General features: G+C 71.5%; 30 protein-coding genes. 6 read left to right on the top strand and 24 right to left on the bottom strand.

The genetic code is table 11. The features are described 5' to 3' along the window. Positions 1–48 precede the first annotated feature (48 nt). The 7 genes from ACYQ77_RS40795 to ACYQ77_RS40825 all read right to left on the bottom strand — a co-directional run bounded on the left by ACYQ77_RS40795 (position 49) and on the right by ACYQ77_RS40825 (position 8,032). Positions 49–1,953 carry an anthranilate synthase family protein gene (locus ACYQ77_RS40795; RefSeq protein ID WP_459722186.1) on the bottom strand — a complete coding sequence of 635 codons (1,905 nt, stop codon included), beginning with the start codon at positions 1,951–1,953 and terminating at the stop codon, positions 49–51. Further along, a complete protein-coding gene (locus tag ACYQ77_RS40800) occupies positions 1,950–2,573 on the bottom strand; it encodes an isochorismatase family protein (protein ID WP_459722188.1) in 624 nt (207 codons plus the stop codon). Before ACYQ77_RS40800 ends, ACYQ77_RS40795 begins: the two co-directional genes overlap by 4 nt. A gap of 30 nt (positions 2,574–2,603) precedes the next feature. Next, positions 2,604–3,359 (bottom strand): 2,3-dihydro-2,3-dihydroxybenzoate dehydrogenase, encoded by a 756-nt coding sequence (locus ACYQ77_RS40805; protein WP_459722190.1) that lies wholly within the window; start codon positions 3,357–3,359, stop codon positions 2,604–2,606. Positions 3,360–3,375: 16 nt separating this feature from the next. Further along, positions 3,376–4,548, bottom strand: coding sequence for a 3-deoxy-7-phosphoheptulonate synthase (locus tag ACYQ77_RS40810; RefSeq protein ID WP_459722191.1), 1,173 nt, complete (start codon positions 4,546–4,548; stop codon positions 3,376–3,378). A gap of 32 nt (positions 4,549–4,580) precedes the next feature. Beyond that, positions 4,581–6,215 (bottom strand): carboxylesterase/lipase family protein, encoded by a 1,635-nt coding sequence (locus ACYQ77_RS40815; RefSeq protein WP_459722194.1) that lies wholly within the window; start codon positions 6,213–6,215, stop codon positions 4,581–4,583. Between the two features lie 242 nt (positions 6,216–6,457). Continuing rightward, positions 6,458–7,351, bottom strand: coding sequence for an LLM class flavin-dependent oxidoreductase (locus tag ACYQ77_RS40820; RefSeq protein WP_459722196.1), 894 nt, complete (start codon positions 7,349–7,351; stop codon positions 6,458–6,460). A 33-nt stretch (positions 7,352–7,384) separates the two neighbouring features. Next, positions 7,385–8,032, bottom strand: coding sequence for a TetR/AcrR family transcriptional regulator (locus tag ACYQ77_RS40825; protein WP_459722198.1), 648 nt, complete (start codon positions 8,030–8,032; stop codon positions 7,385–7,387). 195 nt (positions 8,033–8,227) lie between these two features. On the opposite strand from ACYQ77_RS40825, the gene ACYQ77_RS40830 reads away from it, so the two are divergent. Next, positions 8,228–9,988: a helix-turn-helix domain-containing protein gene (locus ACYQ77_RS40830; RefSeq protein ID WP_459722200.1), complete on the top strand. Its 1,761-nt coding sequence runs from the start codon at positions 8,228–8,230 to the stop codon at positions 9,986–9,988. Here the strand turns inward: ACYQ77_RS40830 and ACYQ77_RS40835 are convergent. The 3 genes from ACYQ77_RS40835 to ACYQ77_RS40845 all read right to left on the bottom strand — a co-directional run bounded on the left by ACYQ77_RS40835 (position 9,976) and on the right by ACYQ77_RS40845 (position 13,386). Then, entirely contained in the window at positions 9,976–11,145 is a 1,170-nt protein-coding gene (locus ACYQ77_RS40835; RefSeq protein WP_459722202.1) for an IS701 family transposase, read from the bottom strand. The two genes, ACYQ77_RS40830 and ACYQ77_RS40835, sit on opposite strands and share 13 nt — an antisense overlap. A gap of 263 nt (positions 11,146–11,408) precedes the next feature. Further along, positions 11,409–12,068, bottom strand: coding sequence for a TetR/AcrR family transcriptional regulator (locus ACYQ77_RS40840; RefSeq protein WP_459722204.1), 660 nt, complete (start codon positions 12,066–12,068; stop codon positions 11,409–11,411). 13 nt (positions 12,069–12,081) lie between these two features. Further along, positions 12,082–13,386: an MFS transporter gene (locus ACYQ77_RS40845; protein ID WP_459722398.1), complete on the bottom strand. Its 1,305-nt coding sequence runs from the start codon at positions 13,384–13,386 to the stop codon at positions 12,082–12,084. Between the two features lie 100 nt (positions 13,387–13,486). Between ACYQ77_RS40845 and aroC the strand changes: the two genes are divergently transcribed. Both aroC and ACYQ77_RS40855 read left to right on the top strand, forming a co-directional pair. Further along, entirely contained in the window at positions 13,487–14,659 is a 1,173-nt protein-coding gene (gene aroC, locus ACYQ77_RS40850; protein WP_459722205.1) for a chorismate synthase, read from the top strand. Continuing rightward, positions 14,656–15,165: a shikimate kinase gene (locus tag ACYQ77_RS40855; protein ID WP_459722208.1), complete on the top strand. Its 510-nt coding sequence runs from the start codon at positions 14,656–14,658 to the stop codon at positions 15,163–15,165. Before aroC ends, ACYQ77_RS40855 begins: the two co-directional genes overlap by 4 nt. A gap of 38 nt (positions 15,166–15,203) precedes the next feature. Here ACYQ77_RS40855 and ACYQ77_RS40860 read toward each other — a convergent pair whose 3' ends face one another. Continuing rightward, complete coding sequence (locus tag ACYQ77_RS40860) at positions 15,204–15,665, bottom strand: DUF6292 family protein (RefSeq protein ID WP_459722210.1); 462 nt, start codon at positions 15,663–15,665, stop codon at positions 15,204–15,206. Between the two features lie 290 nt (positions 15,666–15,955). Between ACYQ77_RS40860 and ACYQ77_RS40865 the strand changes: the two genes are divergently transcribed. Then, on the top strand, positions 15,956–17,017 hold the full coding sequence (locus ACYQ77_RS40865; RefSeq protein WP_459722213.1) for an ANTAR domain-containing protein: 1,062 nt from the start codon (positions 15,956–15,958) through the stop codon (positions 17,015–17,017). A 9-nt stretch (positions 17,018–17,026) separates the two neighbouring features. On the opposite strand, the gene ACYQ77_RS40870 is transcribed toward ACYQ77_RS40865, so the two are convergent. The 3 genes from ACYQ77_RS40870 to ACYQ77_RS40880 form a co-directional block, all read right to left on the bottom strand. Next, positions 17,027–17,725 (bottom strand): molybdopterin-dependent oxidoreductase, encoded by a 699-nt coding sequence (locus tag ACYQ77_RS40870; protein ID WP_459722216.1) that lies wholly within the window; start codon positions 17,723–17,725, stop codon positions 17,027–17,029. Between the two features lie 202 nt (positions 17,726–17,927). Continuing rightward, a complete protein-coding gene (locus tag ACYQ77_RS40875) occupies positions 17,928–18,383 on the bottom strand; it encodes a nuclear transport factor 2 family protein (protein ID WP_459722217.1) in 456 nt (151 codons plus the stop codon). Further along, the gene (locus ACYQ77_RS40880; RefSeq protein ID WP_459722220.1) at positions 18,380–18,793 is read right to left on the bottom strand and encodes a nuclear transport factor 2 family protein; all 414 of its coding nucleotides are present in this window, start codon (positions 18,791–18,793) and stop codon (positions 18,380–18,382) included. Before ACYQ77_RS40880 ends, ACYQ77_RS40875 begins: the two co-directional genes overlap by 4 nt. Positions 18,794–19,009: 216 nt before the next feature. On the opposite strand from ACYQ77_RS40880, the gene ACYQ77_RS40885 reads away from it, so the two are divergent. Continuing rightward, on the top strand, positions 19,010–19,165 hold the full coding sequence (locus ACYQ77_RS40885) for a hypothetical protein (RefSeq protein ID WP_459722222.1): 156 nt from the start codon (positions 19,010–19,012) through the stop codon (positions 19,163–19,165). A gap of 4 nt (positions 19,166–19,169) precedes the next feature. Here ACYQ77_RS40885 and ACYQ77_RS40890 read toward each other — a convergent pair whose 3' ends face one another. From ACYQ77_RS40890 to ACYQ77_RS40935, 10 genes are read right to left on the bottom strand one after another with little or no spacing between them, the layout of a single operon-like run. Beyond that, positions 19,170–19,457 carry a gas vesicle protein K gene (locus tag ACYQ77_RS40890; RefSeq protein ID WP_459722225.1) on the bottom strand — a complete coding sequence of 96 codons (288 nt, stop codon included), beginning with the start codon at positions 19,455–19,457 and terminating at the stop codon, positions 19,170–19,172. Continuing rightward, the gene (locus ACYQ77_RS40895; RefSeq protein WP_459722227.1) at positions 19,454–19,642 is read right to left on the bottom strand and encodes a gas vesicle protein; all 189 of its coding nucleotides are present in this window, start codon (positions 19,640–19,642) and stop codon (positions 19,454–19,456) included. Before ACYQ77_RS40895 ends, ACYQ77_RS40890 begins: the two co-directional genes overlap by 4 nt. Next, complete coding sequence (locus tag ACYQ77_RS40900; RefSeq protein ID WP_459722229.1) at positions 19,639–20,412, bottom strand: GvpL/GvpF family gas vesicle protein; 774 nt, start codon at positions 20,410–20,412, stop codon at positions 19,639–19,641. Before ACYQ77_RS40900 ends, ACYQ77_RS40895 begins: the two co-directional genes overlap by 4 nt. Then, entirely contained in the window at positions 20,405–20,764 is a 360-nt protein-coding gene (gene gvpJ / locus ACYQ77_RS40905) for a gas vesicle protein GvpJ (RefSeq protein WP_459722231.1), read from the bottom strand. Before gvpJ (ACYQ77_RS40905) ends, ACYQ77_RS40900 begins: the two co-directional genes overlap by 8 nt. A 1-nt stretch (position 20,765) precedes the next feature. After that, the gene (gvpO, locus tag ACYQ77_RS40910; protein ID WP_459722232.1) at positions 20,766–21,107 is read right to left on the bottom strand and encodes a gas vesicle protein GvpO; all 342 of its coding nucleotides are present in this window, start codon (positions 21,105–21,107) and stop codon (positions 20,766–20,768) included. A 7-nt stretch (positions 21,108–21,114) separates the two neighbouring features. Further along, the gene (locus tag ACYQ77_RS40915) at positions 21,115–21,357 is read right to left on the bottom strand and encodes a gas vesicle protein GvpG (RefSeq protein ID WP_459722234.1); all 243 of its coding nucleotides are present in this window, start codon (positions 21,355–21,357) and stop codon (positions 21,115–21,117) included. 4 nt (positions 21,358–21,361) lie between these two features. Next, positions 21,362–22,120: a GvpL/GvpF family gas vesicle protein gene (locus ACYQ77_RS40920; protein WP_459722237.1), complete on the bottom strand. Its 759-nt coding sequence runs from the start codon at positions 22,118–22,120 to the stop codon at positions 21,362–21,364. 5 nt (positions 22,121–22,125) lie between these two features. Continuing rightward, positions 22,126–22,515: a gas vesicle protein GvpJ gene (gene gvpJ, locus ACYQ77_RS40925; RefSeq protein WP_459722240.1), complete on the bottom strand. Its 390-nt coding sequence runs from the start codon at positions 22,513–22,515 to the stop codon at positions 22,126–22,128. 12 nt (positions 22,516–22,527) lie between these two features. Next, entirely contained in the window at positions 22,528–23,511 is a 984-nt protein-coding gene (locus tag ACYQ77_RS40930; protein WP_459722242.1) for an SRPBCC family protein, read from the bottom strand. An 8-nt stretch (positions 23,512–23,519) separates the two neighbouring features. Then, on the bottom strand, positions 23,520–24,173 hold the full coding sequence (locus ACYQ77_RS40935; protein WP_459722244.1) for a hypothetical protein: 654 nt from the start codon (positions 24,171–24,173) through the stop codon (positions 23,520–23,522). 448 nt (positions 24,174–24,621) lie between these two features. On the opposite strand from ACYQ77_RS40935, the gene ACYQ77_RS40940 reads away from it, so the two are divergent. Beyond that, positions 24,622–24,918 (top strand): GlsB/YeaQ/YmgE family stress response membrane protein, encoded by a 297-nt coding sequence (locus tag ACYQ77_RS40940; RefSeq protein ID WP_459722247.1) that lies wholly within the window; start codon positions 24,622–24,624, stop codon positions 24,916–24,918. The last annotated feature ends 42 nt before the right edge of the window (positions 24,919–24,960 follow it).

The following is a 24,960-nucleotide window of genomic DNA, read 5'->3' on the forward strand; positions in this document are numbered from 1 at the left end:
GGCACTGCAGCGCGCAGTACGGGCAGTGGGTCGCGGTCCCGGCGGAGGTCACCGGTTCAGCACCTCCACGAGCCGGTCGCGCACGATGCGCACACCGTCCTGCGTGAGCACCGACTCCGCGTGGAACTGCAGCGAGGCGAAGAAGGGTCCGCGCAGCGCGTGCACCTCGCCGGACTCCACGTCCCGGCTCACCTCGACCACGCCGATCCCGGCGCACTCGACCTTGTCCTCGCCGCTGCGCGCGGCGAAGGTGTTGTAGAACCCGACGCGCTCGCGCCTGCCGAACAGCTCGATCTCCTTCTGCAGACCCTGGTTCGGCACGTCCCTGCGCGCCACCCCGAAGCCCAGCCGCATGCTGAGCACCTGGTGGCTCAGGCAGACCGCGAGGAACGGCACGCGCCGCGCGAGCAGCGTGCCGACGTCCGTGCGCAGGCGGACGATCTTCGGGTGCGAGCCGTCCCTCGGGTCACCCGGTCCCGGCCCCATCACGACCAGGTCGTAGCCGTCGAACGAGTGGGGCTCGTCGAACCGCCGGACCGTGACCGACAAGCCCATCGACCGCAGCTGGTGGTCGAGCATCGACGTGAAGGTGTCCTCGGCGTCGACGACCAGGACCTCGCGGCCGGCCAGCTCCGGCACCGGCTCGTTCCGCCACCCGTCCCCGGCCTGCCAGAACCGCGCGATGGTCGCGTTGCGCTCCGCCAGCGCGGCCAGGACCCTCGGGTGGTTTGCGAGCGCGCCGGCCGGTCGCGCCGCCGGCTCCGCGACGCGCGCGGGTTCGCCGCTGCGCAGGGCCGCGAGCAGGCCTGCGGCCTTCGCCCGCGTCTCGGCCACCTCGGAGACCGGGTCGGAGTGGCGCACGAGCGTCGCGCCGACACCGATGCTCATGTGCCCGTTGGCGTCGATGTCCGCCGTGCGGATGAGGATCGAGGAGTCCATGGTCACGTCGCCGCGCTCGTCGTGGCCGATGACCGCGATGACACCGCTGTAGTAACCGCGGCCCTTCGGCTCGTACCGGGCGATCACGCGGCAGGCGCTCTCCAGCGGGCTGCCGGTGACCGTGGGCGCGAACATCGTCTCGTGCAGGATCTCGCGCGGGTCGCGGTCGCTGTGCCCCTCGATGAAGTACTCGGTGTGCGCGAGGCGGGCCATCTCCTTCAGGTGCGGGCCGACGACCCGGCCGCCGCCCCGGTCGCAGATCCGGGCCATCATCTTCAGCTCCTCGTCCACGACCATGTACAGCTCGTCGGACTCCTTGCGGTCGGCGAGGAACGCCAGCACCTCCGGCAGCGCTGGCCCGGACGGCGGGTAGCGGTAGGTGCCGCTGATCGGGTTCATCACGGCCGTCCCGCCGTGCAGGCTGAGGTGGCGCTCCGGCGTGGCGCCGACGAACGTGCGGGTGCCGGTGTGCACGACGAACGTCCAGTAGGCGTTCGACTCCCCCGTCACCAGCCTGCGGAAGAACGACAGCGCGCTGCGCGGGGTGTACCCGGTGATCTCGGCGGTGTAGGAGCGCTTGATGACGAAGTTGGCGCCCTCACCGGTGCCGATCTCGTCCTCGATGATCCGGCGCACGATGCCCGCGTAGGTGTCGTCGTCGACGTCGAAGTCGCCGCCCGCCAGCGTGATGGGCTCGTTCGGGAGCCGCCGCAGCGCCTCACCGAGCGGGACCGTGTCCTGGTCGCGCACGGTCAGCGTGATCAGCGGCTCGCCGTCGTCGGCGCACGCGTAGCCGCGCTCGCCGATCTGCCGGTACGGCAGGACCGCCAGCACGTCGTGCCGCGCGCCGGAACCGTGCTCCGGCAACGGGACGTCCGCCGTGCTGTCCACTGTGGCCACGTCGCCGACGAGCACCTCCAGCACGGCACCGCCGGTCGCCTCCGGGCGGTGCAGCAGCGCGAAGGCAGGCGGGGCCGCCGCCAGTACCCGGTCGAGCAGGTCCGGTGTGGTCATGCCGGCACCTCCTTCGCGGTGGTGACGACCGCGCACCGCGCCGCGGCGTAGTCGACGGCGAGCCGGTGGTACCGCGCCGAGAAGTCCGCGACGGCGTCGGCCACCAGGAAGGTCTGGATGTCGTTGGTGAACGCGTCGATCGCGGTCGCGAGCACGCCGACGTGGGCGTACACACCGCAGACGACGAGCTGGTCGCGCCCCAGCGCACGCATGCGCTCGAGCAGGTCGGAGCGGAAGAACGCGCTGTAGCGCCACTTGGTGAACACCCAGTCGTCCCGGCCGGGCGCGAGCTCGTCGACCACCTCGCGGTCGGCGGGCGCGACCTTCATGCCCGGCCCCCAGAAGTCCTTGAGCAGGCCGCGCTGCTCGGGGGTCATGCCGCCGGGTTGCGCGGTGTAGGCGACCTGGACGCCCTGCGCGACGCACCGCTCCCGCAACGACGCGATGGTGGCGACCAGCTCCTCCCGCATCCCGTCGGGGAACGGCCGGACGAAGAAGCGCTGCATGTCGTGGATCAGGAGCACCGCGCGGTCCGGCGCCACGGTCCAGCCCGCGATGTTCTCCGGCAGGTCGCCCGCCGTCGGCATCGGGTACGGCTCGATTTCGGGAATGCCCGTCATGCTCGATCGTCCTTTGTGGGTAGTGAGGGGTCAGCTGCCCAGCGACGCGCCGCCGTCGACCGTGAGCGCGTGCATGGTGATGTGCGCGGCCTGGTCGGAGAGCAGGAAGACCACCGCGTCGGCGATGTCGGCCGGCCGGGCGATCCGGCCGAGCGGGATGCCGAGCCGGTAGGCGCCGAGGTTGCCCTCGATGGTGTTCCTCGGCCCGGTCTCGTCGTGCCACATCGAGCTGAGCATCGGCGTGTCGGTCGACCCGGGCGCCACGATGTTGCAGCGGATGCCGTGGCGGGCGACCTCGAGCCCGAGGCACCGGGTGAACATCGCCGCCGCGGCCTTGGACGCCGCGTAGGCGGACATGTCGGTGCGCGGGGTGCTCGCGGCGTTGGACGCCACGGTGACGATCGCCCCGGACCGGCGCTGCGTCATCCGGTTCACCACGGCGCGGGAGAAGTGGAACACGCCGGTCGTGTTGACCGCGAAGGTCTCGTGCCAGTCGGCGTCGGTGAGCTTGCGCGCCTCCCCGAGCCGCAGCACGCCCGCGGCGTTGACCAGGTAGTCCACCGGGCCGAGCAGCTGCTCCACGGCGTCCACTGTGGACTCGACGGACGCGGCGTCGGTGACGTCGGCCGGGAACGGCTCGACCCCCGGCTGTGTCTCGGTCTCCCGCAGGGCGTCCGCGTTCCGGTCCACCGCGGCGACGACCGCACCGCGCTCCCGCAGCGCGCGCACCACCGCGGCGCCGATGCCACCGGCCGCGCCGGTGACGATGGCGACCTTGTTCTCCATCTCGTCACACCTCCCCTCAGCCCAGCCAGGCGGAGACCACGGTCAGCGCCTGGTGCGGGTTGAGCCGCGGATCGCAGAGGCTGGTGTACTTGTCGCCCGCCTGGTCCATGTGCGCCGCGTTCCGGACGCACTCGGTGACGTCGTCGGGCGTGGTCTCCAGGTGCAGGCCGCCCGCCACGGCGCCCGCGGACCGCACCGCGTGCTGGAACTGGCGCACCTCGCTCGAGATCGTGTGCAGGCAGCGGGTCTTGAGCCCGTCCGCGGTCGTGACCGTGTTGCCGTGCATGGGATCGCTGAGCCAGATGACCGGGTGCCCCGCGGCGCGGACGGCCGCGACGAGCGGCGGCAGGAGCTCGGCGACCCGCTCCGCGCCCATCCGCGCGATGAGGGTCAGCCTGCCCGGCTCGCGGTCCGGGTCGAGCTTCTCGCACAGGGCCAGCAGTTCGTCGCGGCCGGTGCCGGGCCCGACCTTGCAGGCCACCGGGTTGGCGACCGCGGCGAGCAGTGCCGCGTGGGCGCCGTCCACCTGCCTCGTGCGGTCGCCGATCCACGGCCAGTGGGTGGAGGTGAGCAGCGGCCTGCCCCGCTCGTCGCGGCGCACCATCGGGATCTCGTAGTCGAGCAGCAGTGCCTCGTGGCTGGTCCAGACCGGCGTGACCAGGCCGGCGCGGGTGGCGCCGGAGCGCCAGCCGAGGTGGCCGAGGACGTCGCTGGACGCCTCGTACCCCGTCAGCATCCGCTCGGGGTCGGGCCTGCGCAGCTCCGGATCGGGCTCCGGGCTGTTGACCATGTGGCCGCGGTAGACCGGCAGCTCCACGCCGCCGACCCGTTCCACCGGCCTGGACCGGGGCTTGGCGAACTGGCCCGCCAGCCTGCCGACGCGCACCACCGGGCGGTGCGTGATCATCGTCATGGCCCCGGCGAGCATGTCCACGAGACCCGCCTTGCGCGCGACGTAGCTCGGCGTGCACTCTGCGGGGTCCTCCGCGCAGTCCCCCGCCTGCACCACGGTGGCCTCGCCCGCGGCGACCCTGGCCAGCAGGGCACGCAGGGTGTGCACGTCGTCGGCGGACACGAGGGCGGGGCTGGCGGCCAGTTTCTCCCGTACGCGCCGGACGGCCGCGTGGTCCTCCCACGACGGTTGCTGCCGGGCAGGCAATTGCTGGATGTCGAGCAGGGCGTTGTCCACTGAGGTCTCCAAAGAAGTCAGCAGAGCGTGTGTCAGGGCTTCGGGACCCATCCCGCGCTGTCCCAGAACTCGAGCTGACGAACCTTCGGCGTGCGGGCGACACGTGTCACCGCCGCACCGCCGAGGATCATCGTGCTGGGCAGGCCGGGGTCGAAGACCGGCCAGGCGGGGGCCCCATCGGCGTGCGGGACGCCGGTGCGGGCGAACGCCGCGACGAAGTCGATGAACGTGTCGGACACCTCGCGCTCGAGCGGGCCGTCGCCGAACTTCGCCGCGTTCTTCGGCAGCCCGTAGGTCGCGAACAGGAACTTCGAGGTGGCCTCGTGCGGGGTGCCGGAGAACGGCGGGCGCGTCGGGTGCGCGAACTCCATGAGGTACAGCGGGGAGTGCCCGAGCCGCGCGTGGCGCTCGGCGAGTCGCACGATCTGGTAGCGGAACAACCCGTCGCCCCACACCTCGGTCCAGAGGGACAGCGGGTCGGCGGGCAGGCCGTCGGCCTCGGCGGCGGCGCGGTAGGCCGTGACGCAGGCGTCCACCTGGTCGTCGGTGACCCGCACCGCGCCCTTCTCCAGGAACTCCCGGATCCGCACCTTCAGCTCGGCGTCGGTGCCCGGCACCGGCCTCGGGTCCGGCTGCGGGGAGTCCGGAGCGGTGTAGAACGCGCCCTCGGTGCTGGTGTGGATGGACAGCACCGGCACGTGCTGGGTGTGGTTCTGGTAGTCGAACGCGGGCAGCCACCGGCCGTCGAGGACCGGGCCCCGGTACTCCCGGCCGCTGTCCACCACGCGCTGCACCGGGCTGCCCGCGAAGAGCGTGTCCCAGGCGTTCTGCAGCGTGACGGCGGGGACCTCGCGCAGACCGCGCACGGTCGTGCCGAGGCGTGCCGCGATGGTCGCGTACGCGGCACGGGCGTCCGCGGGGGTCAGCGAGGTGGCCGGGCTCCACACGTGACACGCGCTGATCGGCACGATCCGCCGGATGATCCCGCGCAGTTCGGGCAGCAGGCCGAGCTGCCAGGTGCTCGCACCACCCGCCGAGGTGCCCGCGAGCGTGATGTTGCCGGGGTCGCCGCCGAAGGCCGCCGCGTTCTCCCTGACCCAGTGCAGGAGCGCCACCTGGTCCTGCAGGCCCCAGTTGCCGCACGACCCGGTCCGGTCGTCGGTCAGGTCCTCGTGCTGCCCCCAGCCGAACGGCCCGAGGCGGTAGTTGAAGTTCACCACCACGAGGTCGCCGCGGTCGGCGAGGCGGGCGCCGTCGTAGTTCGGGTCGCTGCCCGCGCCGAGCCGCCAGCCGCCGCCGTGGATGTACACCAGGACCGGGCGGGCGCCCCGGGTGTCGGGCGTCCACACGTTGGCGTACAACCCGTCCTCGCTGCTGCCGGGGAGCACGGTCTGGTACGACGGCGGCGCGAACGCGGTGGCCTCGCGGACACCGTGCCAGGGCCGCACCGGCCGGGGCGAGGCGAACCGCAGCTCGCCGACCGGCGGCTGGGCGTAGGGCACGCCGCGGAACACCGCCAGCCGGCCGGCACGCTCACCGGCGACGAGGCCCGCGGCGGTGCGCACCACCACTCGCCGGGACTCACCGGAGCTCGCCGTCGCCACACCCTGGAGGGCGGCGGCGGAAATCGCGGCGGCGGTGCCCGCGAGAAATGTGCGTCTCTGCATCAGAATGGTCCCCTTCTCTCGGAACACATTCTGGTGAGCCGCGGCGGGTGATTTCGAACACCGGCGCGACACTCAGTCAGGTGGGGAAAACTTCGTCAAGTCGAAGAAATGAGAATGTGAATTCGCACACACCTGACGAACTCGCTTCCGGCACAGTAAACACCACGCTCCCGAAACTGTCCACAAAAGAATGCTCCGGCGCCGTTCACGGCGCCGGAGCAGGGCGGATTCGGGGAATTGTGCTACGGGTTCACGAGTGCCCGCGCGGCGGGCGCGACCTCACGCGCGAAGCGCTCGATCTGCTTGACGTCCTGGCGTTCCGGCCAGAAGACGAAGCAGCGGTACGGCTGTTCGGTGGCCAGGCGTGCGATCAGCCGCGCCCACTGGTCCGGCGTGCCGCGGACCGGCGCCGCGCCGTGGCGGGCCTCCGCGTCCCCCTCGGTGTCGGTGATCGTGCCGACGAGCTGGGACATGCGCAGCACGTCCTCGGGCCGCCGTCCGTTGGCCCGCGCCGCCTCGTCGATGATCGCGTTCGCCTCCGCCCACTTCTCGTAGTGCAGGTAGGAGGGGATGGGCGCGGCCCAGCCGTCCGCGATCCGGCCGGTCAGGCGCAGCGACCGCGGCCCCTGCGCACCCACCCAGATGTTGATCGGGTGCGCGGGCGCCGGCCCGGATGGGGCGCCGTCGAGCGTGTAGTGCTTGCCCCGCAGGCGAACCGACCGGTCGGGTTGCCACAGGGCGCGCAGGACCTGGATCGCCTCCTCCAGCGCGTCGAGCGCCGCACCGGTGGTGAGGCGCTCGACGCCCATGGAGGTGATGGCGTCCCAGACCCCGCCCGCCCCGATGCCGAGCTCCAGCCGGCCACCGGACAGCAGGTCCAGGCTCGTCGCGGTCTTGGCGAGCATCGCGGGCGGCCGCAGCGGCAGCGTGAGCACGTCGGGGAAGAAGCGCAGCCGGGTCGTCCGCGCCAGCAGGGTGGCGATCAGGCTGAAGGTGTCCACAAAGGTCGGTACGTACGGGTGGTCCTGGACGCCGACCAGATCGAGGCCACCTTCCTCGGCCGCGTGCACCAGGTCCTCGTGCACCGCGAAGTCGGTCGAGGGGGTCAGCGAGAAACCGAAGTGGAGGTCTACCATGATTCCCTTGTACCACAACGAAGTTGACGGGTTCTAGCGGTGCCGGTGCTTGCGGGGCGTGGCCTTGCTGATCGCGACGAGCTCCGCGAAGTCGACCGCGATCCCCGCCAGCAGCAGGTCGACGAACTCCGCGGCCTGGCTCGCGGTGAAGCGGGCCTCGCCCAGCAGGCTGGCCTGGAAGACCAGTGACGCCAGGAGATCCACGACGTGCTCGACGTCGAGGCCCGGCCGCAGATGCCCGCGGCCGACCGCGCGGGTCACGGTGACGGCGACCGCGTCGCGGACCGGCTGGACCAGGGTGCCGATCAGGTGGCCGTGCAACGCCTGGTCGGTCGCGCACTCGGCGAGCAGCGGCGCCAGCACGCCCGCCGGGACGCGGTGGAGCAGCGCGTCGGCCAGCAGTTCGACCCCGGCGATGAGATCGCAGCGCGTGCACCCGGTGTCCGGCACCGGCGGCGTGACCAGGACGGTGACCAGGGCCGCGATGATCAGCTCCTGCCGCCGCGGCCAGCGGCGCGCGATGGAGGGCTTGGTCGTGCCCGCCCTGGTGGCCACGGCTTCCAGGCTGAACCCCCGGTAGCCGTGCTCGCGCAGCACCGCGAGCGTGGCCGCCAGGATGGCACGGTCGATCGCCGGGTCCCTGGGCCGGCCGGCCGAACGTGCCGAACCCTTCGTAGCCATGGGAGACAGCATACGCACGCGTCCTCTGTCGACGGTCACCGAGAGCGGCCGGGCAACCCGTTTGCACCGGCGCGCCGCAGCAATTATAATACGATACGGTCCGCAATTGAATGCCTGCAACCGCCAGACACCGCCGGACTGGTCATCCACTGTGGACTCACGAGAACGTCGTGCACACCTGGGGATGGGAGACGTGTGAGTGACCTCGAGACGCGGTTGGACCGGCACCGGCAGCGCGAGGCGGGGTTGTCCGCCCTGCTCGACATCGCCCGGGAGCTGTCGGCGTCCTCGGACCTCGACACCCTGCTGAAGACCCTCACCCGGCGGGCCAGGCTGCTGCTCGGCGCGGACATGTCGTTCGTCGCGCTGTTCGACGAGCACGGCGACCCGCACGTCCGCGCCGCCGACGGCAACATCGCCAAGCAGAGCACCGGGCTCCGGCTGCCGCACGACCCCGCGCTCGGCGGGAGCAACCTCGGCCCGGCCTGGACGGCCGACCACCCCGCCGAGGAGTGGTTCGCGCACAGCACCATCATCGACGAGGTGGTCCGGCACGAGGACCTGCGTGCCGTGCTGGCGGCCCCGCTGACCGACGGCGCGCAGGCCGTCGGCACGCTGTACCTCGCCGACCGGGAGGTCCGCCGCTTCACGCCGGACGAGATCTCGCTGACGAGCACCCTCGGCGACCTCGCGGGCACGGCCGTCGCGAAGACCCGGCTGCTGACCAGGGCGTGCGCCGAGGCCGCCGCGCTGCGCGCCCGCCTCGCCGACGCGGAGGCCGGGCTGAACGCGCTGCGCGAGCTCGCCGACACCCGCAGCCGCCTCGTCGAGCTGGTGCTCACCGGCGGCGACCTGCACACGCTGGCCGAGGAGGCGAGCCACCTCCTCGACGGGGCCGTGCGGATCGCCGCCGTCGACAACACCGTGCTCGCGGCCGCCGGGAAGACGATCGCGGCCGGCCCGTTGCCACCGACCACAGTGGACGCCCACGCCACCGGCGCGCCGGTGCCGCTCGGCGACGGCCTGTGGGCCGCGCCCATCCTCGCCGGTGACGAGGACCTCGGCACGCTGACGCTGCGGCCCCGCCACGGGTTCACCGGCGACGACGAGGCACGGCTGCGCGCCGTCGCCCAGACCGCGGCCATCCTGTTGCGCACCAACCGGGTCACGGGTACCGACAACCGGGCCAGGGAAGCGTTGTTCGACGAGTTCCTGAGCGACCCGGCGCGCTCCCCCCGCCTGCTGGAACGACGTGCCAGGCGGCTCGGCATCCACCTGGACACCCCGCACGTCGTCGTCATGGTCCGCGCGGACGAGATCGGCCGGGGCCGCGCGGCGTACTGGTCGTCCTCCTACACCTACCGCAAGAACGGGTTGTGCAACATCCGCGGCGGCCGCGTCGCGCTCCTGGTGCCGGGCACGGACCCGGCCGCGGTCACCGGCGAGGTGACCGCGGAGCTGTCGCGCCTGCTCGGCCACCCGGTGACGGTGGCGATCTCGCAACCCGTGTCGGACGCGGGCGCCGTCGCCCACGCGTACCAGGAGGCGGCGCGCTACCTCGACGCGATGGCCGCGCTCGGCATCACCGGGAGCGCGGCCTCGGCACGAGAGCTGGGTTTCCTCGGCGTTCTCCTCTCCGACAACCACGACGTCGACGGCTTCGTCCGCGGCGCGATCGGCCCCGTCCTCGACTACGACCGCGAGCGCAACACCGACCTCGTCCGCACCCTGGAGGCCTACTTCGACACCGGCAGCAGCCCCACCTACGCGGCCGAGAAGCTCCACGTGCACCCGAACACGGTGACCCGGCGGCTCGACCGGATCAGTGAGCTGCTCGGCCCCGACTGGCAGAAACCCGAGCGGGCGCTGGACATCCAGGTGGCGTTGCGCGTCTCGCGGATCAGGCACGTGCTGCGCGACCGGCGCGCGCCCGCGCCCCCGGGTCAGGACACGTAGCTGCCACGGCGCTGGATCTCCATGTCCTGCTGGGTGATCACGACGTGGGCGGCGGAGGCGATGGTGACGTGCCGGTGCCACCCGGAGAAGGTGCGGCCGGTGTAGTCCCGGATGCCGACCTGAGTGGACACCTCGAGGAAGTCGCGGTCGACCCGGTCGGTGAGCTGGGCGAGCCGCACGAGGGTCGACGGCTCGGCGGCCGTCAGGCTGGTCAGCCAGATCTGGCCCGGCCAGTTCTGCCCCACCTCGCCGACGCCGAGGAGGGTCAGGTCCGCCGATTCCGCGGGCTGGAAGGGGGTGCGCACGCGGACGGTCGCGGCGAGAGTGGCGCGGGAGGGGGAGCCGTAGCCGCCCGACAGCACCGGACGCCTGGTGTCCTTCGCCGCGGCCATGATCTGGTGGGTGGGTAACAGCCCGCCGATGTGCCCGGGTAAGGCGCGGTCCGCGACGGTGAGGCGGGCGGAGTGGCAGCACCGGGCCAGCAGCGGCACGCCGGCGCCGCGGAAGCGCTCGATGGCCTCCGCCGCGTCGATGTCGCGGGCGTCGAGCACCACGGGCAGGTGGGGCAGCACGTTCCGCACCGCGGTGTCCAGGAACGCCGCGAACGCGCAGTCCCCGGACGACTCCGCGCGGACGTCGTCGGGGATCTGCGCGCGGCGCCTGCGGAACTCGTCGGCCAGCCACGACTCCGGCAGCCGCAGCCGCCAGTTGACCGGGTTGCTCACCTCTTCCGACGCGGCCCACACCCCCACCGCCTGCTGTGCGTTCAGCACCCGGCCGTAGGCGGGGAAGAAGTCCTTGTAGACGCCGACGGAATGCTCCCCCGCCTTGGGGATGACCATCGGGCGGACGACCCACGCCTGCGGCGGCGCCGTGTTCACCACGTAGCGCGCCAGCGCCTGGCGCACCGGGACCCAGTCCCACGTCGATTCGCCGATGAAGTGCTGGAGGCTCTGTTCCGTGGCCTGACCGCCGAGCAGCGTCGCGATGTTGCGGACCGTCTTGCGGCCGGGCGCCCCGAGCAGACCGCGCAGGTACTGCACCCCCTTGAGCCGCTGGTCGCTGCGCGGCAACGACCAGAACAACGCCGAAGCCACCTCACTCAGAACGACGTTGTCCACCTTCGCCGGCACCACGGCTGGTTTCGGTCTACGCATTTCCCCCAAGTAAGGCATACCATTCCCATCTAGGTCGACCTGGTGGATTTCAACTTCCACCTTGCTCGACGCGTCGGCGTCTGGCTAGGTGTGCGGGGCACCGAACTGCATTCCGAGATGGTGAGCGACCCACCACACGGATGATCTACCGGAAGAAGGCCGCAAACCGCCGCGCCGCCACCCGGTCCCGGACAATCGGGTATGCCGGGAAGAACGAATTCGTGCGCGTACCGGGAACACCGAAACTATCGCGGTGTACCGATTTACCGGGTGCGGGCGTAATGGCTCAGGAACACGTCGACACCGTCGGCGATCGTCGCCTCGATCTCGGCCTCGACGATCTCGAAATCCGGCATGAACGTCTGGAGCAACTGCGGGCCGGAAAGGGTGAGACCGATCAGCTGCCGCATGGCCCGCGTCGGGTCCGGGACGTCGAGCACGCCCTGCTCGTGCAATTCCGCGAACGCCGCGACGAGGGTGTTGTCCATCATGTCGCGCGTGATGCGGTACCAGAAACGGCCCAGCTGCGGGAACCGGCCGACCTCCGAGATCACGAGCCTGCGCAGCGACGCGAAATCCGCGCGCAGCACCCGCCGGGTCCACGACGACATGAACTCGATCAGGGCGGCACGCAGGTCGGTCGCCTGCGTGAGTTTCGCCTGCGGCACGCCGACCCCCGCGTACACCTTCGTGAGGGCACCGCCGATCACGGCGAGGAAAAGGCGCTCCTTGTTCCCGAAATGGTTGTAGATCGTCGGCTTCGAAACGCCGGCGCGCCGCGCGATCTCGTCCATGGACGACGCCGAATAGCCCGCACGCAGGAATTCCGCGGACGCCGCCTCGACGATCGCGTGCCGCTTGCGTTCGGAGGTGTTCACGGGGTCGGCGATGATGGGAATCCCGTACTCGTCGACGTCTGTCACGGCCGCCACTGTACTAAACCGTTTCGTTTTGCCTGCGCAGCACGGCACCGGCCCTGCTGACCACGATGATCACAAGCGGCAGCAGCCCCAGGGCGCCCAGCGCCCGGCCCAGCCCGATGATCGGCGCGAGCGAGGCCAGGGTGGCGGGCCCCACCACACTGCCGAACTGGAAGGCGAGGTTGAACAGGCCGATCGCCTGCGTCCGGGACGCACCCGGCACGGTGGCCGTGGCCGCGGCGGCGAGCACGCCCTGGGCGGCGGCAGAGGCGAACGCCCCGACGGCGGCGCCCACCAGCAGCGCGGGCACCGTCGTGGCGATGCTCGCGACAGCCGCCGCCGCGGCCGCCGCGCCCGCGAGGATCAGCACGGACCGGCGCGCGCCGAGCCGCACGGTGACCGCCGCCATGGCCCACGACAAGGCCGCGCCGAGCAGGGTGGGCACGACCAGCACGGCCCCGATCTCGCTCCGTTCCCAGTGGGGGTGTGTGGCGAGCAGCTGCGGCACCGCGTAGATGAGCGCGAAGTTGATGGTCGCGGTGCTCAGCACGAACACCGAGGAGATCACGAACCGCCGGTCACCGCGCACCGACATCGGCAGGAACCCGTCCGGCCGCGCCCGCACCAACGGCACGAGCACGGCCAGCGCGGCGAGCCCCGCGGCGGCGCCGAACACGACCAGCGACGTGGGCACCCCACCGGCCGGTCCCTGCAGGATGACGAAGAGCGCGGTCACCACGAGCATGAACACACCAGCGCCGGTCGCGTCGAACCGGCCCGTCGAGGTGTCGGCCCCGCCGGTGGCGTAGCGGCGCGCCGCGGGCGCCGCGACGAGGCTCAACGCGGGCAGGGCGAGCGCGACCCGCCACGACGCCACGTCGGCCAGCGCGGACCCGGCCAGCGGACCGGCGGCGCCGGACACGCCGAGGCTCGCCGTGATCACTCCCAGGGTGTACTGCCGCAGCCGCGGCTCGGCGATCTCCCGCGCGATGCCGACGGACAGCACGAGCATCGTGCCCGCGCCCGCGGACAGGGCCAGCCGGCCGGCAGTGATGACGGGCAGGGGCGTGTCGGCCAGCACGAGGACGGCTCCCAGCGCCTGCGCCGCGACGCCGGCCACCAGCGCCGCGCCCCGGCCCAGCCTGCGCACCAGCGCCGCGACGAGCGGCATGCTCACCGCCATCCCCCAGCCGTAGATCGTCAGCAGCCACGTCGCGGCGCCGATCGACGTGCCGAGGTCCGCGGCGATGGTGGGCAACAGCAGGCTCGTCGCGGAGATGCCGAGTGACGCGGGGAGCGTCAGCAGGCTGAGAACCACCATCACGGCAATCAGACTACACCGTTCAGTTAAAAGCATCGAACTGAACGGTGTGGTTCATGTCACGCTCCCTGCCCTCGGGGAGCCATGTCACGATCGAAGGGTGTTGCGATGGATGACAGCCGGTGAGTCGCACGGGCCCGCACTCGTCGCGGTGCTGGAAGGCATGGTGGCCGGGGTCGAGGTCACGACGGCCGACCTGGCCGAGCAGCTCGCCCGCCGCCGTCTCGGGTTCGGCCGCAGCCCGCGCATGGGGTTCGAGACCGACCGCGTGGAGATCCTGTCCGGGGTACGGCACGGCCTGACCCAGGGCGGCCCGATCGCGGTGCGGATCGACAACGCCGAGTGGCCCAAGTGGGAGAAGGTCATGTCCGCCGACCCGGTGGACCCCGGCGACCTCGCTGGCCTGGCCCGAGGAGCACCCCTCACCCGCCCCCGCCCCGGTCACGCGGACCTGGCGGGGATGCAGAAGTTCGGGTTCGACGACGCCCGCCCGGTCCTGGAACGGGCCAGCGCCCGCGAGACCGCGGCCCGCACCGCCGTCGGCACCATCGCCCGCGTCTTCCTGCGCCGGCTGCTCGGCGTGGAGATCGTCAGCCACGTCGTGTCGATCGGCGGCGCGGTGGCCCCCGACGGCCCGCCACCCGGCCCGGAGGACGTGGCCACCGTCGACGCCAGCCCGGTCCGGGCGTTCAGTGCGGCGGGCACCGAGGCGATGGTGGCCGAGATCGAGGCCGTCAAGGCGGCCGGCGACACGGTCGGCGGTGTCATCGAGGTGATCGCCTACGGGCTGCCGCCCGGGCTGGGATCGCACGTGCACTGGGATCGCCGCCTCGACGCGCGGCTCGCCGGCGCGCTGATGGGGGTCCAGGCGATGAAGGGCGTGGCGATCGGGGACGGGTTCACCACCGCCCGGCGGTGGGGCAGCCAGGCCCACGACGAGATCGGCCCCGGCCTGTCCCGGCGCACCAACCGGGCAGGCGGCCTGGAGGGCGGCATCACCAACGGCGCGCCGCTGCGGGCACGGGTGGCGATGAAACCCATCTCCACGGTCCCGCGCGCGCTGTCCACTGTGGACACCAGGACCGGCGGACCCGCGGCGGCCATCCACCAGCGCTCCGACGTGTGCGCGGTCCCCCGCGCCGGCGTGGTGCTCGAGTCCGTGATGGGACTCGTGCTCGCCGAGGCGGCGCTGGAGAAGTTCGGCGGGGACTCCCTCGACGAGACCCGCCGCAACGCGGAGTCGTACCTGAAGGCGCTGCGGGAGCGCTGGTGACCGGTCCCGCGCTGATCCTCGTCGGCCCGCCCGGTTCCGGGAAGAGCACGGTCGGCCGCCGCGCCGCCCACCGTCTGGCCCTGCCGTTCCGCGACTTCGACGACGACCTCCAACGCGCGCACGGCCTGCCCGCGGGCGAACTCGTCGTCACCCTGGGCCGCGAGCGGTTCCAGCAGTCCGAGCGGGAGCTGCTGGCGAAGCTGCTGCCCGGGTTCGACGGTGTGCTCGCACTGGGCGGCGGCACCCCCACCGCGCCGGGCGTGCCGGAACTGCTCGCGGGGTACCACGTGGTGTTCCTCGACGTGGACCTCGAGCGCCTGCTGCGCCGGGACGGCCTGGTGCCCCTGCGTCCGTGGCTGCTGCCCGATCCCCGGACGCGGCTGGCGGAACTGCTGACCGCCCGCCGCCCCACCTACACCGCGGTGGCGACCGCCACCGTCCCCACCACCGACCGCACCCCGGACGAGGTCGCCACGGCCGTCCTCGCGACGCTGCCCGGCACCTGACCAGCCGCCCGGCAGAAGGGCTCCGGCCCGCCACTCCGTCAGGCGCCGGCCTCGGTCAGTGAGGGGCGCGACGCGTCCGTCCACCCGGGACGGGCATACCTCGCGAGCCGGGCCGCCAGACCGTCGTCCGGACCGAAGACCGGCGGCACGTCGATCAGGGGCTCGTCGAGGCTCCGGTGCCGGTCGAACAGGTCGCGGACCCACGCGGCCACCCTCGCGGGCGCGGGCAGCACCTCCTGGCCGAGGTAGGCCACCACCAGCAGGTCCTCACCGCTGTGGGTCTCGATCGCGGCCGACCAGCCGTGGCTGTCGTCCCACAGCAGCGCCACATCCCGGTCGGGACAGCGGCGCAACCGTCTGTCGAGGGCGATGTAGGCGGAGACCGCGTCGTCGGCCTGCACGTACCAGCACTCCCCCGTCAACCCGAGTGCCTCGTTCACCAGCCGGACGTACCGCCGCAGGGCGCGCGACACGGAGTCGTCGTCGAAGTACAGGTCCATCGCGTCATCGCCGTCCTCACGCCGGGTGCATGACAGCGCCGACTGCTTGACGCACCGGAGTAATACCCCCGAACGGGTGAACCCCAACGTCGAGAACGATCTGTTCCGATCAAGTCGCCTATGGTCCACCTCGGCGGCAGCTCCCGCGTCGCCGTCACCGGCGACCACGAACACCCGGCTACGCCGAGGTCTGGAGCTCGCGGTACCGATCTACCTCGAGGGGGCCATGCGGTGCCGGACACGACGGTCGATGCCCTCGGCATGCCTGGCCGTACCGGTCGAGTGATGCCATGACCGCGGAACTGACCGTCGCCTCGCACGCGGGGAGCGAGGAGATGGTCGTGCGCGTCTCCGGCGTGCTCGCCGGTACCGAAGCCGACGCCGAGTCGTTGCGGAACGCGCTGTCCGCGCTCGCGCCGCCGACGTCGGCGGTGTTCGACCTCCGAGAGCTGCGGCTGCTCACCGCCGAGGGCGCGCGTACGTTGCTGGCGGTCGCCGAAGCGCTCGGCACGCGCGGGGTGCGGTGCCGAGTCGTGGCCGACCCCGCCGGTGCCACCGCCAGGACGCTGCGGGACGTGGCGCCCGCGTCGGTTCTCCCCTTGCGCACCGCGCAGGCGGACGCCGCCGACACCGCGCTGGACACCCTCACGGCCCAGCTCGCGTCGTTGACGCGGCTGCTGATGGACACGACCACGGTCAGTAGGACATTGCACCGGATCGTCGACGCGGCTCAGTCCATAGTGTCAGGTGCCGACCTGGTGAGCATCACCCTGCGAGACGACTCCGGCACGTTCTTCACCCCCGTGGAGACCGGTCCGGCGGCCAGTGCGCTGGATCAGGTCCAGTACGACAGCGGGGATGGCCCGTGCGTCGACGCCGCCCGTCCGGACGGTCCCGCGTACGCCGCGAGCGACAACCTGGCCGCCGAAACCCGGTGGCCGCGCTTCGCCCGCGCAGCCACCGGGTACGGGCTGGCGGCGGTGCTGTCGACCGACCTGAAAGCCCACCGGCCGACAGCGGTGGGCGGCGCGCTCAACATCTACTCCACGCAGATCGGCGGCCTGGGCGACCACGACCGGCACGCCGCGCTGCTGCTGGCCGGCCACGCGTCGCTCGCCCTCGCGTACACCACGGCGACCGAAGTGGCCACCCTGCACCAGCAGCACCTGCACGCGGCGATCGAGCACCGGGACATCATCGGCCAGGCCAAAGGCATCCTCATGGCCAGGCAGGGCATGACCGCGGACGAAGCGTTCGACGTGCTGCGCCGCACCTCGCAGGACCTCAACGTCAAGCTCGTCGACATCGCTCGCACGCTCGCGGAACACCCCGACCGGCTCGACACCCCCTGAGACCCCACCTCACGCGTCGCCGGCGGTGGGTGTGCTCTGCCTGCCGTGCGATGTGAGGTGCCCGTCCGCCTCGTAGCGGGCGCGGACCCTGGGCAGCAGGCTGCGCCAGATCGGGCGCCAGAGGGCTCCGGGCAGGTATCTGCTGCGTTCCTCGTGTGCGACCCGGCCGCGAGGGTGTGCCGCCCACCGGGCCGAGCCCGGGTCGTAGTCGCGGCGGTACTCGATGGCGCACACGTGCTTGACGCTCTTGTAGCCGTAGTGGGCGGGGGCGACCAGGCGGACCGGGGCGCCGTGGTCCACGGTGAGCGGGACGCCGTCCAGGTGGTCGGCCAGCAGCACGTCGTCGGCCAGGGCGTCGTCCAGGCGCAGGCAGGCGCGGTAGCCGTCCACGCCGGTGAAGGTGACCCAGCCTGCCGCGCCCGACACCCCGGTCTCGGCGGTCAGGGTCGCGTGCACGTCGCGGAACGGCACCCCGCTCCACGACAGGTCGCGTGCGCTCCACGTGGTCACGCAGTGCAGGTCGGAGCGTTGCGTGCGCCGGTCGTGCCGGTCGAGCAGCTCGCCGAGCTGGAGCTGGGCCGGGCGGGCGACCGCACCGGTGACCGTCACGACCGGGCGCGCCGACGGCCGGGGCCGGACTCGCGCGAACCGCGGCAGGCCGAACCGGCGCAACGCGGCGTCGGCCTGTCCCGTCGGGAGCTGTCCCATGTGGCCTCCATGTAGAGCGTTCATTGCGGGCCTGGCGACGACCGCGGGCGCGATCAGCACCCTCAGCGGCGCACCGACGGGGTCGTTCTACCACCGGGACAAGTCGCGCACCCGCCTGTTGGCTGCGCACGGTCCAGCGTGTGCAGGACGGTCTGCTCGCCGCGGCCGGCCGGCGCGCGCCTGCCACCTACGGGGACCTTGGTCATGCGTATTCCAGGATTGCCGTGGTGATCAGCCCGTCGCTGATGTCGAAGCGGTAACTGGCACGGAACCCCGCCATGCCACCGGGTTCGAAGCGCACGAGCATCGTGGTGCCACCATCCCGCGGCGTGTGGTCGATCAACGTGTACCTACCACCGATCACCTCCGCCTGCGCCCACGCACGGATCGCGTCCCGGCCACGGATCTCCCGCCCCACATCCACCACCACCGCGTCAGGAGCGAACACGGCCGCCACCGCGTCCGCATCACCCGCCGCCACCGCATCCAGGTAACGCCCAGCAGCCGGATCCAAGGCACCGACCGAGGCGGTCGACGACGGCAACGGCTCCACAGCATCGGACACCACAGCACGCAAGTAGTCACTGCTCACCACCGCCACCACCCCACCGACCAACACGACCCCGGCCACCAGCCCGACGACGACGGCCTTCCTCATCTGTTGCCCTCGCCCCAGGTCGCGGTCATCACGACGCCCGCGATCCGCCAGCCGTCGTCACCGCGCACGAGGCTGAACTCGTAGGTGCCGCCCAGCCGCCACAGTGGAGAGCCGAACTCGGCGTTCTTGTAGTGCGTCGCCTGGAACGCGGCCGTGCACACCGCCGTGTCGCCGTCGATCGTGACGAGGTGGTTGGCGATCAGGTGCTGCGTGGCCTCGTAGCCGCCGAGCGCCTCCCGCCACCCGGCGACGATCTGCGCCGGTGTGCGCGTGGCCGGGTCGCCGCCGTCGAGGCTGGTGTAGTCCAGCGTCACCGTCTCGGCGAACACGTCCGCCAGCCGGTCCCAGTCGCGGCGGTCGGCGTACCACGCCATGCGCGTGCACGTGTCGATGACGTCGAGTCGGTCCATGGTGCGTGGTCACCCTTCTTCCCGTCGAGCCGCGTGCACTCACCTTCATGCGGCTTCCGACGTGGAACAACGCTGACTTCGCACACGGAGCGATAACCCACCGGTTATGAGGGCTGGGCCGGCGGCGGTGGGATCGGGGCCCATCGAGACCCACCTCACACGCATTCCGGTGCCGTCCTGTGGGTACTCCCTGGGTCAGTCGCTCGGGAGGCTCACATGATGTCGCTGGTCCAGCACAACGGCTGGTGGTACGTGGTGGTGCGGGAGCACGGCAGGGCGCGGGTGTACCAACTCGAGAGCGCGCCGCCGAAGGTCACGTGGCGGGACAGCCCGGTGATCGACGTGACCCCGGGCCGCACTCCGCCGAAGTAGCCGCCTACTCGGGTGGCAGCAGTGTCCCGAGTGGACCGAGGTCGAGGTTGAGGTCCTCGCGGCGGAGGTCGAAGTGGGCGCACAGCTCGTCCATGCCCTCGTCGAGCCGCATGAGGGTCAGGCCGATCTTCTCGATCTGCTCGTCGTCGAGGGTGTCGTCGTCGACGCGGCGGATGGCCTGGCGTTCCACGAGCTGGCGGAGGAGTTCCACGACGGTGAGCACGAGGCCCGCGAGGCTCTGCTGCGCGGTGTCGGGGTCGGCGTTGATGTGGTGGCTGAGCCGTTCGGTCATGGGTTCTGCTCCAGTGCGCTGATCGAGGTCAACAGGGCGCGCAGGGAGATGTGCACGAGGTCGACGTCCGCGATGGACAGCGTCACCTCACCGTGGATCACCACGCCGCCCGCCAGCACCCGGTCGAGCAGGTCGACCAGGGCGATGCGCCGCTCGGTGCCGGGCATCGGCACGGGTTCGCTCATGACTCGGCTCCGATCGAGGCGAACGAGTACGCGGGCCACGGACCGGTGAGCTCGAGCTCGACGCCGGGACGTCGTTCGTCCTGGCGGCCGACCTCGTGTGCGAACTCCGCGACCGCGTCGTTGTCGACGAGGTAGGCGGCGTTGAGGATCATCGGCGACCGCTGCCGGCTCAGGGCAGGGCTTTGCGGCCGGTGGAGGCACGCGTCCACGGCGAGCGCCGTCAGCGCCGCGTGGATCTCGTTGGCGTGCTCGACCGCGAGCTGGTCCACCCGTTCGCGCGCCAGGTGGTGCTCGCGCTTGCGCCGCAGGTACTCGGCGCCGCTCCCCGGCCGGTCGCCCGCACCGACCGGCTCGGCGCCACCGAGCCCGCTGACGTCGAGGACGGCCTTCACCCCCCACTCCGCACGTCCCGCGACGCGCGCGAGTGCGGCGCGGAAGCCCTCACCCAGGCCGTCCAGGAGCGACCCGACCCCGTCGTCGTCGAAGTAGACGGTGGCCATCCGGAACGGCACCGCGGGCACCGCGCGGGCCACGGCCGCCACCACGGCGTCGTGTGCCTGCGCGACCCGGGCCAGCCAGTCGAGGTCCTCGAGGTTGCGGCGCAACGCGTCCTCGCCGAACGTCGCCAGCGGGACCGTGCCGACGACCGCGGTGAGCCCGTTCGCGCCGGTGGTGCGCAACGGTTCCCCCGCCACGCCTGTCATGCCGGTGAGCAGGTTCGGGTCCACACCTTCGGCGACGGCGTAGACCCAGGTTCCGTGCTCAGGCATGACCACCTCCCTCGATCTTCTCGGGCGCACGGCCTTCGAGTTCGGCGACGCGTGCGCGGAGCTCCTCGTTCTCCCGCTCGAGGCTCCGGTCGTCCCGGTCGGCCCGGCCGGACAGCCAGGGATCGTGTTCCCACCAGTCGATCCCGACCTGCTTGGCGGTCTCCAGCGACGCGATGACCAACCGGAGCTTGATCGTCAGCAGCTCGATGTCGAGCAGGTTGACCCGGATGTCACCGGCGATGACCAGGCCCTTGTCCAGTACGCGCTCGAGGATGTCGCCGAGGTTGGCGGTCTGGTGGCCGCCGTTCGCGCTCTGCTGCGTCAACGCGCCGGGCTGTGCGGGCGTCGTCATCTCAGCTCCTCCCCATGTCGCCGCTGCCCCGCGGGTACCGCCTGGTCCGGCGGTAGGACAACAGATCGCCGTGCTCGTTCAGCTCGGCCTCGTACAGCGCGAGCACGTCCGACGACGACGGGACCCGCGCGTCCTCGATCACCTCGACCTCGACCAGCCAGCCCTGGTCGGCCGGTTCGACCGAGGTCACGCCCACGACGCTCTTCGCGGTGAGCGCGCTGATGTGGTCGCTCGCCTGTGCCGCGATCCGCGACGCGGACGGCTTCTGCCCGGTGTCACGGTCGCCGGCCTCGTCGGTTCTCTTCTCGGCGTCGTCCTTGGCGTTCTTGGCGTCTGTGGCCACTCGGCATTCACCGCCCCTTCGTTCCCGGTTGTGCGGTCATGCGGCGCAGCACCCGTCGCTGTGCCTGGGCTTCCTCTTCCTCGGACAGCTCGCCCTCGGCGCGCTTGCGCTCGACCTCCTCGAGCTCGCGCCGGGCCGACGCCGGGTGGTAGAGCTCCTCCTCGACCTGCCGCTGCACCAGCTCGCCGAGCTTGATGACACCGCGCACCGGCGCGAGCGGCAGGCCGAGGAGGCCGGACACGAGGCCCATGGCGTTACTCCGCCGCCTTGCTGACCACGAAGTCGTAGGCCGCCAGCGGGCCGAGCAGCCGGAGCTCCACCCGGCCGTCCCAGTCGGCGGCCAGCCGCTCGACCACCTCCTCGAGCTCGGACTCCTGTTCCGTCTCGGCGAGGCACGCGACGTGCACGGCGTCCTCGTCGTGCGTCGGTTCCCGGACGAGCGTCATGAACCCGAGCCCGTCCAGGGCCCGCTGCACGGTCTGGTTGTCGGCGTCGCGCTTCGCCGAGATCGCGTTCGTGATCGCCTCACCGAGCGCCATGCGCTCGTTGCGGGTGGCGTCCTCCGGCTTGTCCCGGACCGCCTCGCGCAGGTCGTCGAGGTCGGCGTTCTCCGCGAGGATCTCCTTGAGCACCGCCTCGGACCGGTAGCGGCCGCGCACGATGTACTCCGCCTTGCCCTCCAGCTCACGCAGCGCGGCGGCGAACTCGTCGTGGTGGGCGGCGAGGAGTTCCTCGGCCACGTCCTTCTCGCTGGTGAGCACGGCACCGAACTTGATCGGCAGCACGGGCGCGGCGGCCGACGCGCCGTCGAGCAGCGCGGCGTGCGCGGCGAGGTCCTCGGGCGTGCCGAGTGAGGAGTCCGTGGCCACCGTGCTGACGAGCGCGGCCACGTCACCGTGCTTGATCGTGGTCACCTCGCCCGGCGGGTCGCCGACGCCGCGCGCGTCCGGTTCGGTCTCCACATCGGACGGGACGATCCCGTAGACGTAGAACCCCTGCTGCGATTCGGCCATCCCCGTCACTTCCTCTCCCGGTTCCCGGCCCGCTCGCCCTCCTCGTCACCGAGGAAGCCGCGCAGCTTCTCCCCCGCCGCCTCGAGCGCGCCCTTGGTCTTGTGCTTGGCCCCGCCCTGTTGCATGTCCCCGACGAGGTCGGGCAGCCCCTTGGTGTCGTCGTCGGAGATGTCGAGCCGGTTCACGGCCTCCGCGAACCGCAGGTAGGTGTCCACACTGGCCACCACGACGCGGGCGTCGATCGTCAGCAACTCGATGCCGACGAGCGAGACGCGCACGTAGGCGTCGATGACCAGGCCCTTGTCCAGGATGGTGTCGATCACGTCGGCCAGGCTGGAGGAGGTGGGGCGCTCGACCCCACCACCGCCACCGGCCGGCTGCACGGCTGTCGTCATGCGGTTCGCTCCTCACTTCCTGCCCGCGCCGGCACCCTCGCGCTCGTCTTCCTCGCTGGGTTCCTCGTCGCGGGCATCGGTGTCGTCCGCCTGCTCGGCATCGCGTTCGTCGCGTTCGTCGCGTTCGTCGCGCTCGTCCTCGTGCTCGTCCTCCTGGTCGACCACGTGGCCGTCGTGGATCTCGCCACGCCAGCCCTCGACGTCGTCGGGGTGCAGCAACGTCTGCGTCATCACGTGGCGCTGGAAGTGCTTGAGCTCGAGGCGGGCCCTGCGGCCCTGCGCGCGCCACAGGTTGCCGGTCCGCTCGAACAGTCCCTGGGGGTGGTACTCGAGCACCATCAGGATGCGGGTCAGGTCGGGCGCCAGTTCGTGGAACGTGACCGCGCCGTCGACGTGCCCCTTGGCCCCTTCGGACCGCCACACGATCCGTTCGTCGGGCACCTGCTCGATGATCGTGGACTCCCACGAGCGGTGGGACCAGAAGATCTGCGCCTTCCAGCGCAGCTTCTCGTCGCTGACCTGCTCGACGTGTTCGACCTTCTTCATGAACCCGGGGAAGTCGGTGAAGCGGGTCCACTGGTCGTAGGCGAGGTCGACCGGCACGCCGACGTCGATGTGCTCGACGATGTTCGTGACCTTGATCTTGTCCTTGCCGCCGCCGCCGAGCGCACCGCTGATCTTGTCCTTGATCCCTTCCACGGCACCGGACAGCGCGCCCTTCACCGCACCGGCCGCGGCCTTCCTGCCCGCGCCGGGCGCCTTGCCGGTGACGGCGCCCAGCAGGCCGGAGCCACCGCTGCCGGACCCGTACTCACCGAGCCGCCCGGCCGTCGAGCTGACCTTGTCGGTCAGCGAGGTGGCCGCACGGGTCGTGACCGTCTGCGCGAGCCTGCGCACCGAGTCGGCCAGCGGTGAGGAACCACCGGACACCGCGCCTGCTGTGTCCTTCGCTTTCTTCGCCGTGCCCTTGGCGGTCTTCGCGACGGTGTCAGTCACCACTGTCGTCACCTCCCGGCCCGGCGCACCGGCGCCCGCGAACCGCGGCGCGTGCTGCCCCTGCGTGGCTTGTCGTCCGAGTCGTCCGTGCTCGCGCGGCGCCGGGACGTGCTCGTCCGCCTCCGCGACCGCGGCGATTCGTCGCTGTCTTCCTCGGTCTCCTCGGCACTGTCCGCCGTGCTGTCCTCGCTGTCTTCCGTGCGGTCTTCCGTGCTGTCTTCCGCACCGTCTTCCGTGGTGTCGTCCGCACTGTCCTCCGCGGACTCCTCGTCGGACCGGTCCTCGTCGTCCGGCCGGGGAGCGGACTCGCCGGTGTCGTCGGTTTCCGCGCGCTCCTTGCCGGACGCGCGCCGGGGCTTCTTCTCCTCGTCGTCACCGCCGGCCTTGCCCTGCAGCCGTTCGTTGAGGGCGTCGATCCGGCTGCTCGCCGCGGTCATCGCCGCGGTCTTGGCGGCGTCGACGAGCTGGCCTCTGGCCACCGTGGCGAGCTTTCCGACCTCGGGTACCGACGCGAGCTGCTTCAGCCCGCGTTCCACCAGCTGGCGCGGCGAGCCCGCCGCACCGGTCGCGCCCGCGACCATCAGCGCCAGCCGCATCTTGCGCGTGCGGCCGAGCAGGTACCCGATCGCCACGCCACAAGCGAGGCGTGTTCGAGAGTTCATGCCTGTCCTCCATGCCTGAGTGATCTCCCGTGCGCACCGGGGTCGGCGATCGATAGCGCCGTGCACATCTGGTACCCGTGCTTATCAAGCGCGAAAACCACATCGCGGAAATTGGGCCGAATGGACCAGCTGGTTAACCGTCGAGTAGTGATTGGGAGGACACGTACGGTCTTCTTTTTCGGCGTGAAACGTTCTACTGTCCACTCCGTACAGTCACGCCTACTTTGCGCTAATTTGCGCAGGTCAGAGCCACGGGGGTGCCAAAAAGGCAAATTGATCAGGTTTTGTTGAACGCACCTGTGGGCAATTCAACAGCCTACCTGATGAAAGGAGTGACGAGCACTCTCACGACGGTGCCGATGCCACAGACTCGACAACCGTGACATATTTGATATTCGGTTGATCGTCCTGGCGCGAACCGTCACTCGCCAGTCAAAGGAGAGAGATCATGGACATAGCAGGAGTGCTGAGCGCGATAGTGATCGGATTGGTGCTCGGGATTCTCGGGCGGATGGTGGCACCCGGTGCGCAGCGGATCCCGATCTGGCTCACGATCCTCGCCGGTATCGCCGCTGCCTTCGTCGGCACCGCCATCGCCCGCGCGATCGGCGTCGAGAACACCGAAGGCATCGACTGGATCGAGGTCATCATCCAGGTCGTCATGGCCGCGATCGCGGTGAGCATCGCCGCCGCGCTGCTCGGCAGACGCCGTCGCGGCGTGTTCGGCACCAAGAGCAAGCTGTGAAGGCCACCTCGGCGACGCGCGCCCGTCGCTGAGGGCAGGGGT

This window comes from Actinophytocola sp. KF-1 (assembly GCF_054661535.1).

What these genes read in the sequence shown, in the direction of transcription:
- ACYQ77_RS40795 (WP_459722186.1), bottom strand. Translation starts at nt 1,953, where the DNA reads ATGACCACACCGGACCTGCTCGACCGGGTACTGGCGGCGGCCCCGCCT.
- ACYQ77_RS40800 (WP_459722188.1), bottom strand. Translation starts at nt 2,573, where the DNA reads ATGACGGGCATTCCCGAAATCGAGCCGTACCCGATGCCGACGGCGGGC.
- ACYQ77_RS40805 (WP_459722190.1), bottom strand. Translation starts at nt 3,359, where the DNA reads ATGGAGAACAAGGTCGCCATCGTCACCGGCGCGGCCGGTGGCATCGGC.
- ACYQ77_RS40815 (WP_459722194.1), bottom strand. Translation starts at nt 6,215, where the DNA reads ATGCAGAGACGCACATTTCTCGCGGGCACCGCCGCCGCGATTTCCGCC.
- ACYQ77_RS40820 (WP_459722196.1), bottom strand. Translation starts at nt 7,351, where the DNA reads ATGGTAGACCTCCACTTCGGTTTCTCGCTGACCCCCTCGACCGACTTC.
- ACYQ77_RS40825 (WP_459722198.1), bottom strand. Translation starts at nt 8,032, where the DNA reads ATGGCTACGAAGGGTTCGGCACGTTCGGCCGGCCGGCCCAGGGACCCG.
- ACYQ77_RS40835 (WP_459722202.1), bottom strand. Translation starts at nt 11,145, where the DNA reads ATGCGTAGACCGAAACCAGCCGTGGTGCCGGCGAAGGTGGACAACGTC.
- ACYQ77_RS40845 (WP_459722398.1), bottom strand. Translation starts at nt 13,386, where the DNA reads ATGGTGGTTCTCAGCCTGCTGACGCTCCCCGCGTCACTCGGCATCTCC.
- ACYQ77_RS40860 (WP_459722210.1), bottom strand. Translation starts at nt 15,665, where the DNA reads ATGGACCTGTACTTCGACGACGACTCCGTGTCGCGCGCCCTGCGGCGG.
- ACYQ77_RS40865 (WP_459722213.1), top strand. Translation starts at nt 15,956, where the DNA reads ATGACCGCGGAACTGACCGTCGCCTCGCACGCGGGGAGCGAGGAGATG.
- ACYQ77_RS40870 (WP_459722216.1), bottom strand. Translation starts at nt 17,725, where the DNA reads ATGGGACAGCTCCCGACGGGACAGGCCGACGCCGCGTTGCGCCGGTTC.
- ACYQ77_RS40875 (WP_459722217.1), bottom strand. Translation starts at nt 18,383, where the DNA reads ATGAGGAAGGCCGTCGTCGTCGGGCTGGTGGCCGGGGTCGTGTTGGTC.
- ACYQ77_RS40880 (WP_459722220.1), bottom strand. Translation starts at nt 18,793, where the DNA reads ATGGACCGACTCGACGTCATCGACACGTGCACGCGCATGGCGTGGTAC.
- ACYQ77_RS40885 (WP_459722222.1), top strand. Translation starts at nt 19,010, where the DNA reads ATGATGTCGCTGGTCCAGCACAACGGCTGGTGGTACGTGGTGGTGCGG.
- ACYQ77_RS40890 (WP_459722225.1), bottom strand. Translation starts at nt 19,457, where the DNA reads ATGACCGAACGGCTCAGCCACCACATCAACGCCGACCCCGACACCGCG.
- ACYQ77_RS40895 (WP_459722227.1), bottom strand. Translation starts at nt 19,642, where the DNA reads ATGAGCGAACCCGTGCCGATGCCCGGCACCGAGCGGCGCATCGCCCTG.
- ACYQ77_RS40900 (WP_459722229.1), bottom strand. Translation starts at nt 20,412, where the DNA reads ATGCCTGAGCACGGAACCTGGGTCTACGCCGTCGCCGAAGGTGTGGAC.
- gvpJ (WP_459722231.1), bottom strand. Translation starts at nt 20,764, where the DNA reads ATGACGACGCCCGCACAGCCCGGCGCGTTGACGCAGCAGAGCGCGAAC.
- ACYQ77_RS40915 (WP_459722234.1), bottom strand. Translation starts at nt 21,357, where the DNA reads ATGGGCCTCGTGTCCGGCCTCCTCGGCCTGCCGCTCGCGCCGGTGCGC.
- ACYQ77_RS40920 (WP_459722237.1), bottom strand. Translation starts at nt 22,120, where the DNA reads ATGGCCGAATCGCAGCAGGGGTTCTACGTCTACGGGATCGTCCCGTCC.
- gvpJ (WP_459722240.1), bottom strand. Translation starts at nt 22,515, where the DNA reads ATGACGACAGCCGTGCAGCCGGCCGGTGGCGGTGGTGGGGTCGAGCGC.
- ACYQ77_RS40935 (WP_459722244.1), bottom strand. Translation starts at nt 24,173, where the DNA reads ATGAACTCTCGAACACGCCTCGCTTGTGGCGTGGCGATCGGGTACCTG.
- ACYQ77_RS40940 (WP_459722247.1), top strand. Translation starts at nt 24,622, where the DNA reads ATGGACATAGCAGGAGTGCTGAGCGCGATAGTGATCGGATTGGTGCTC.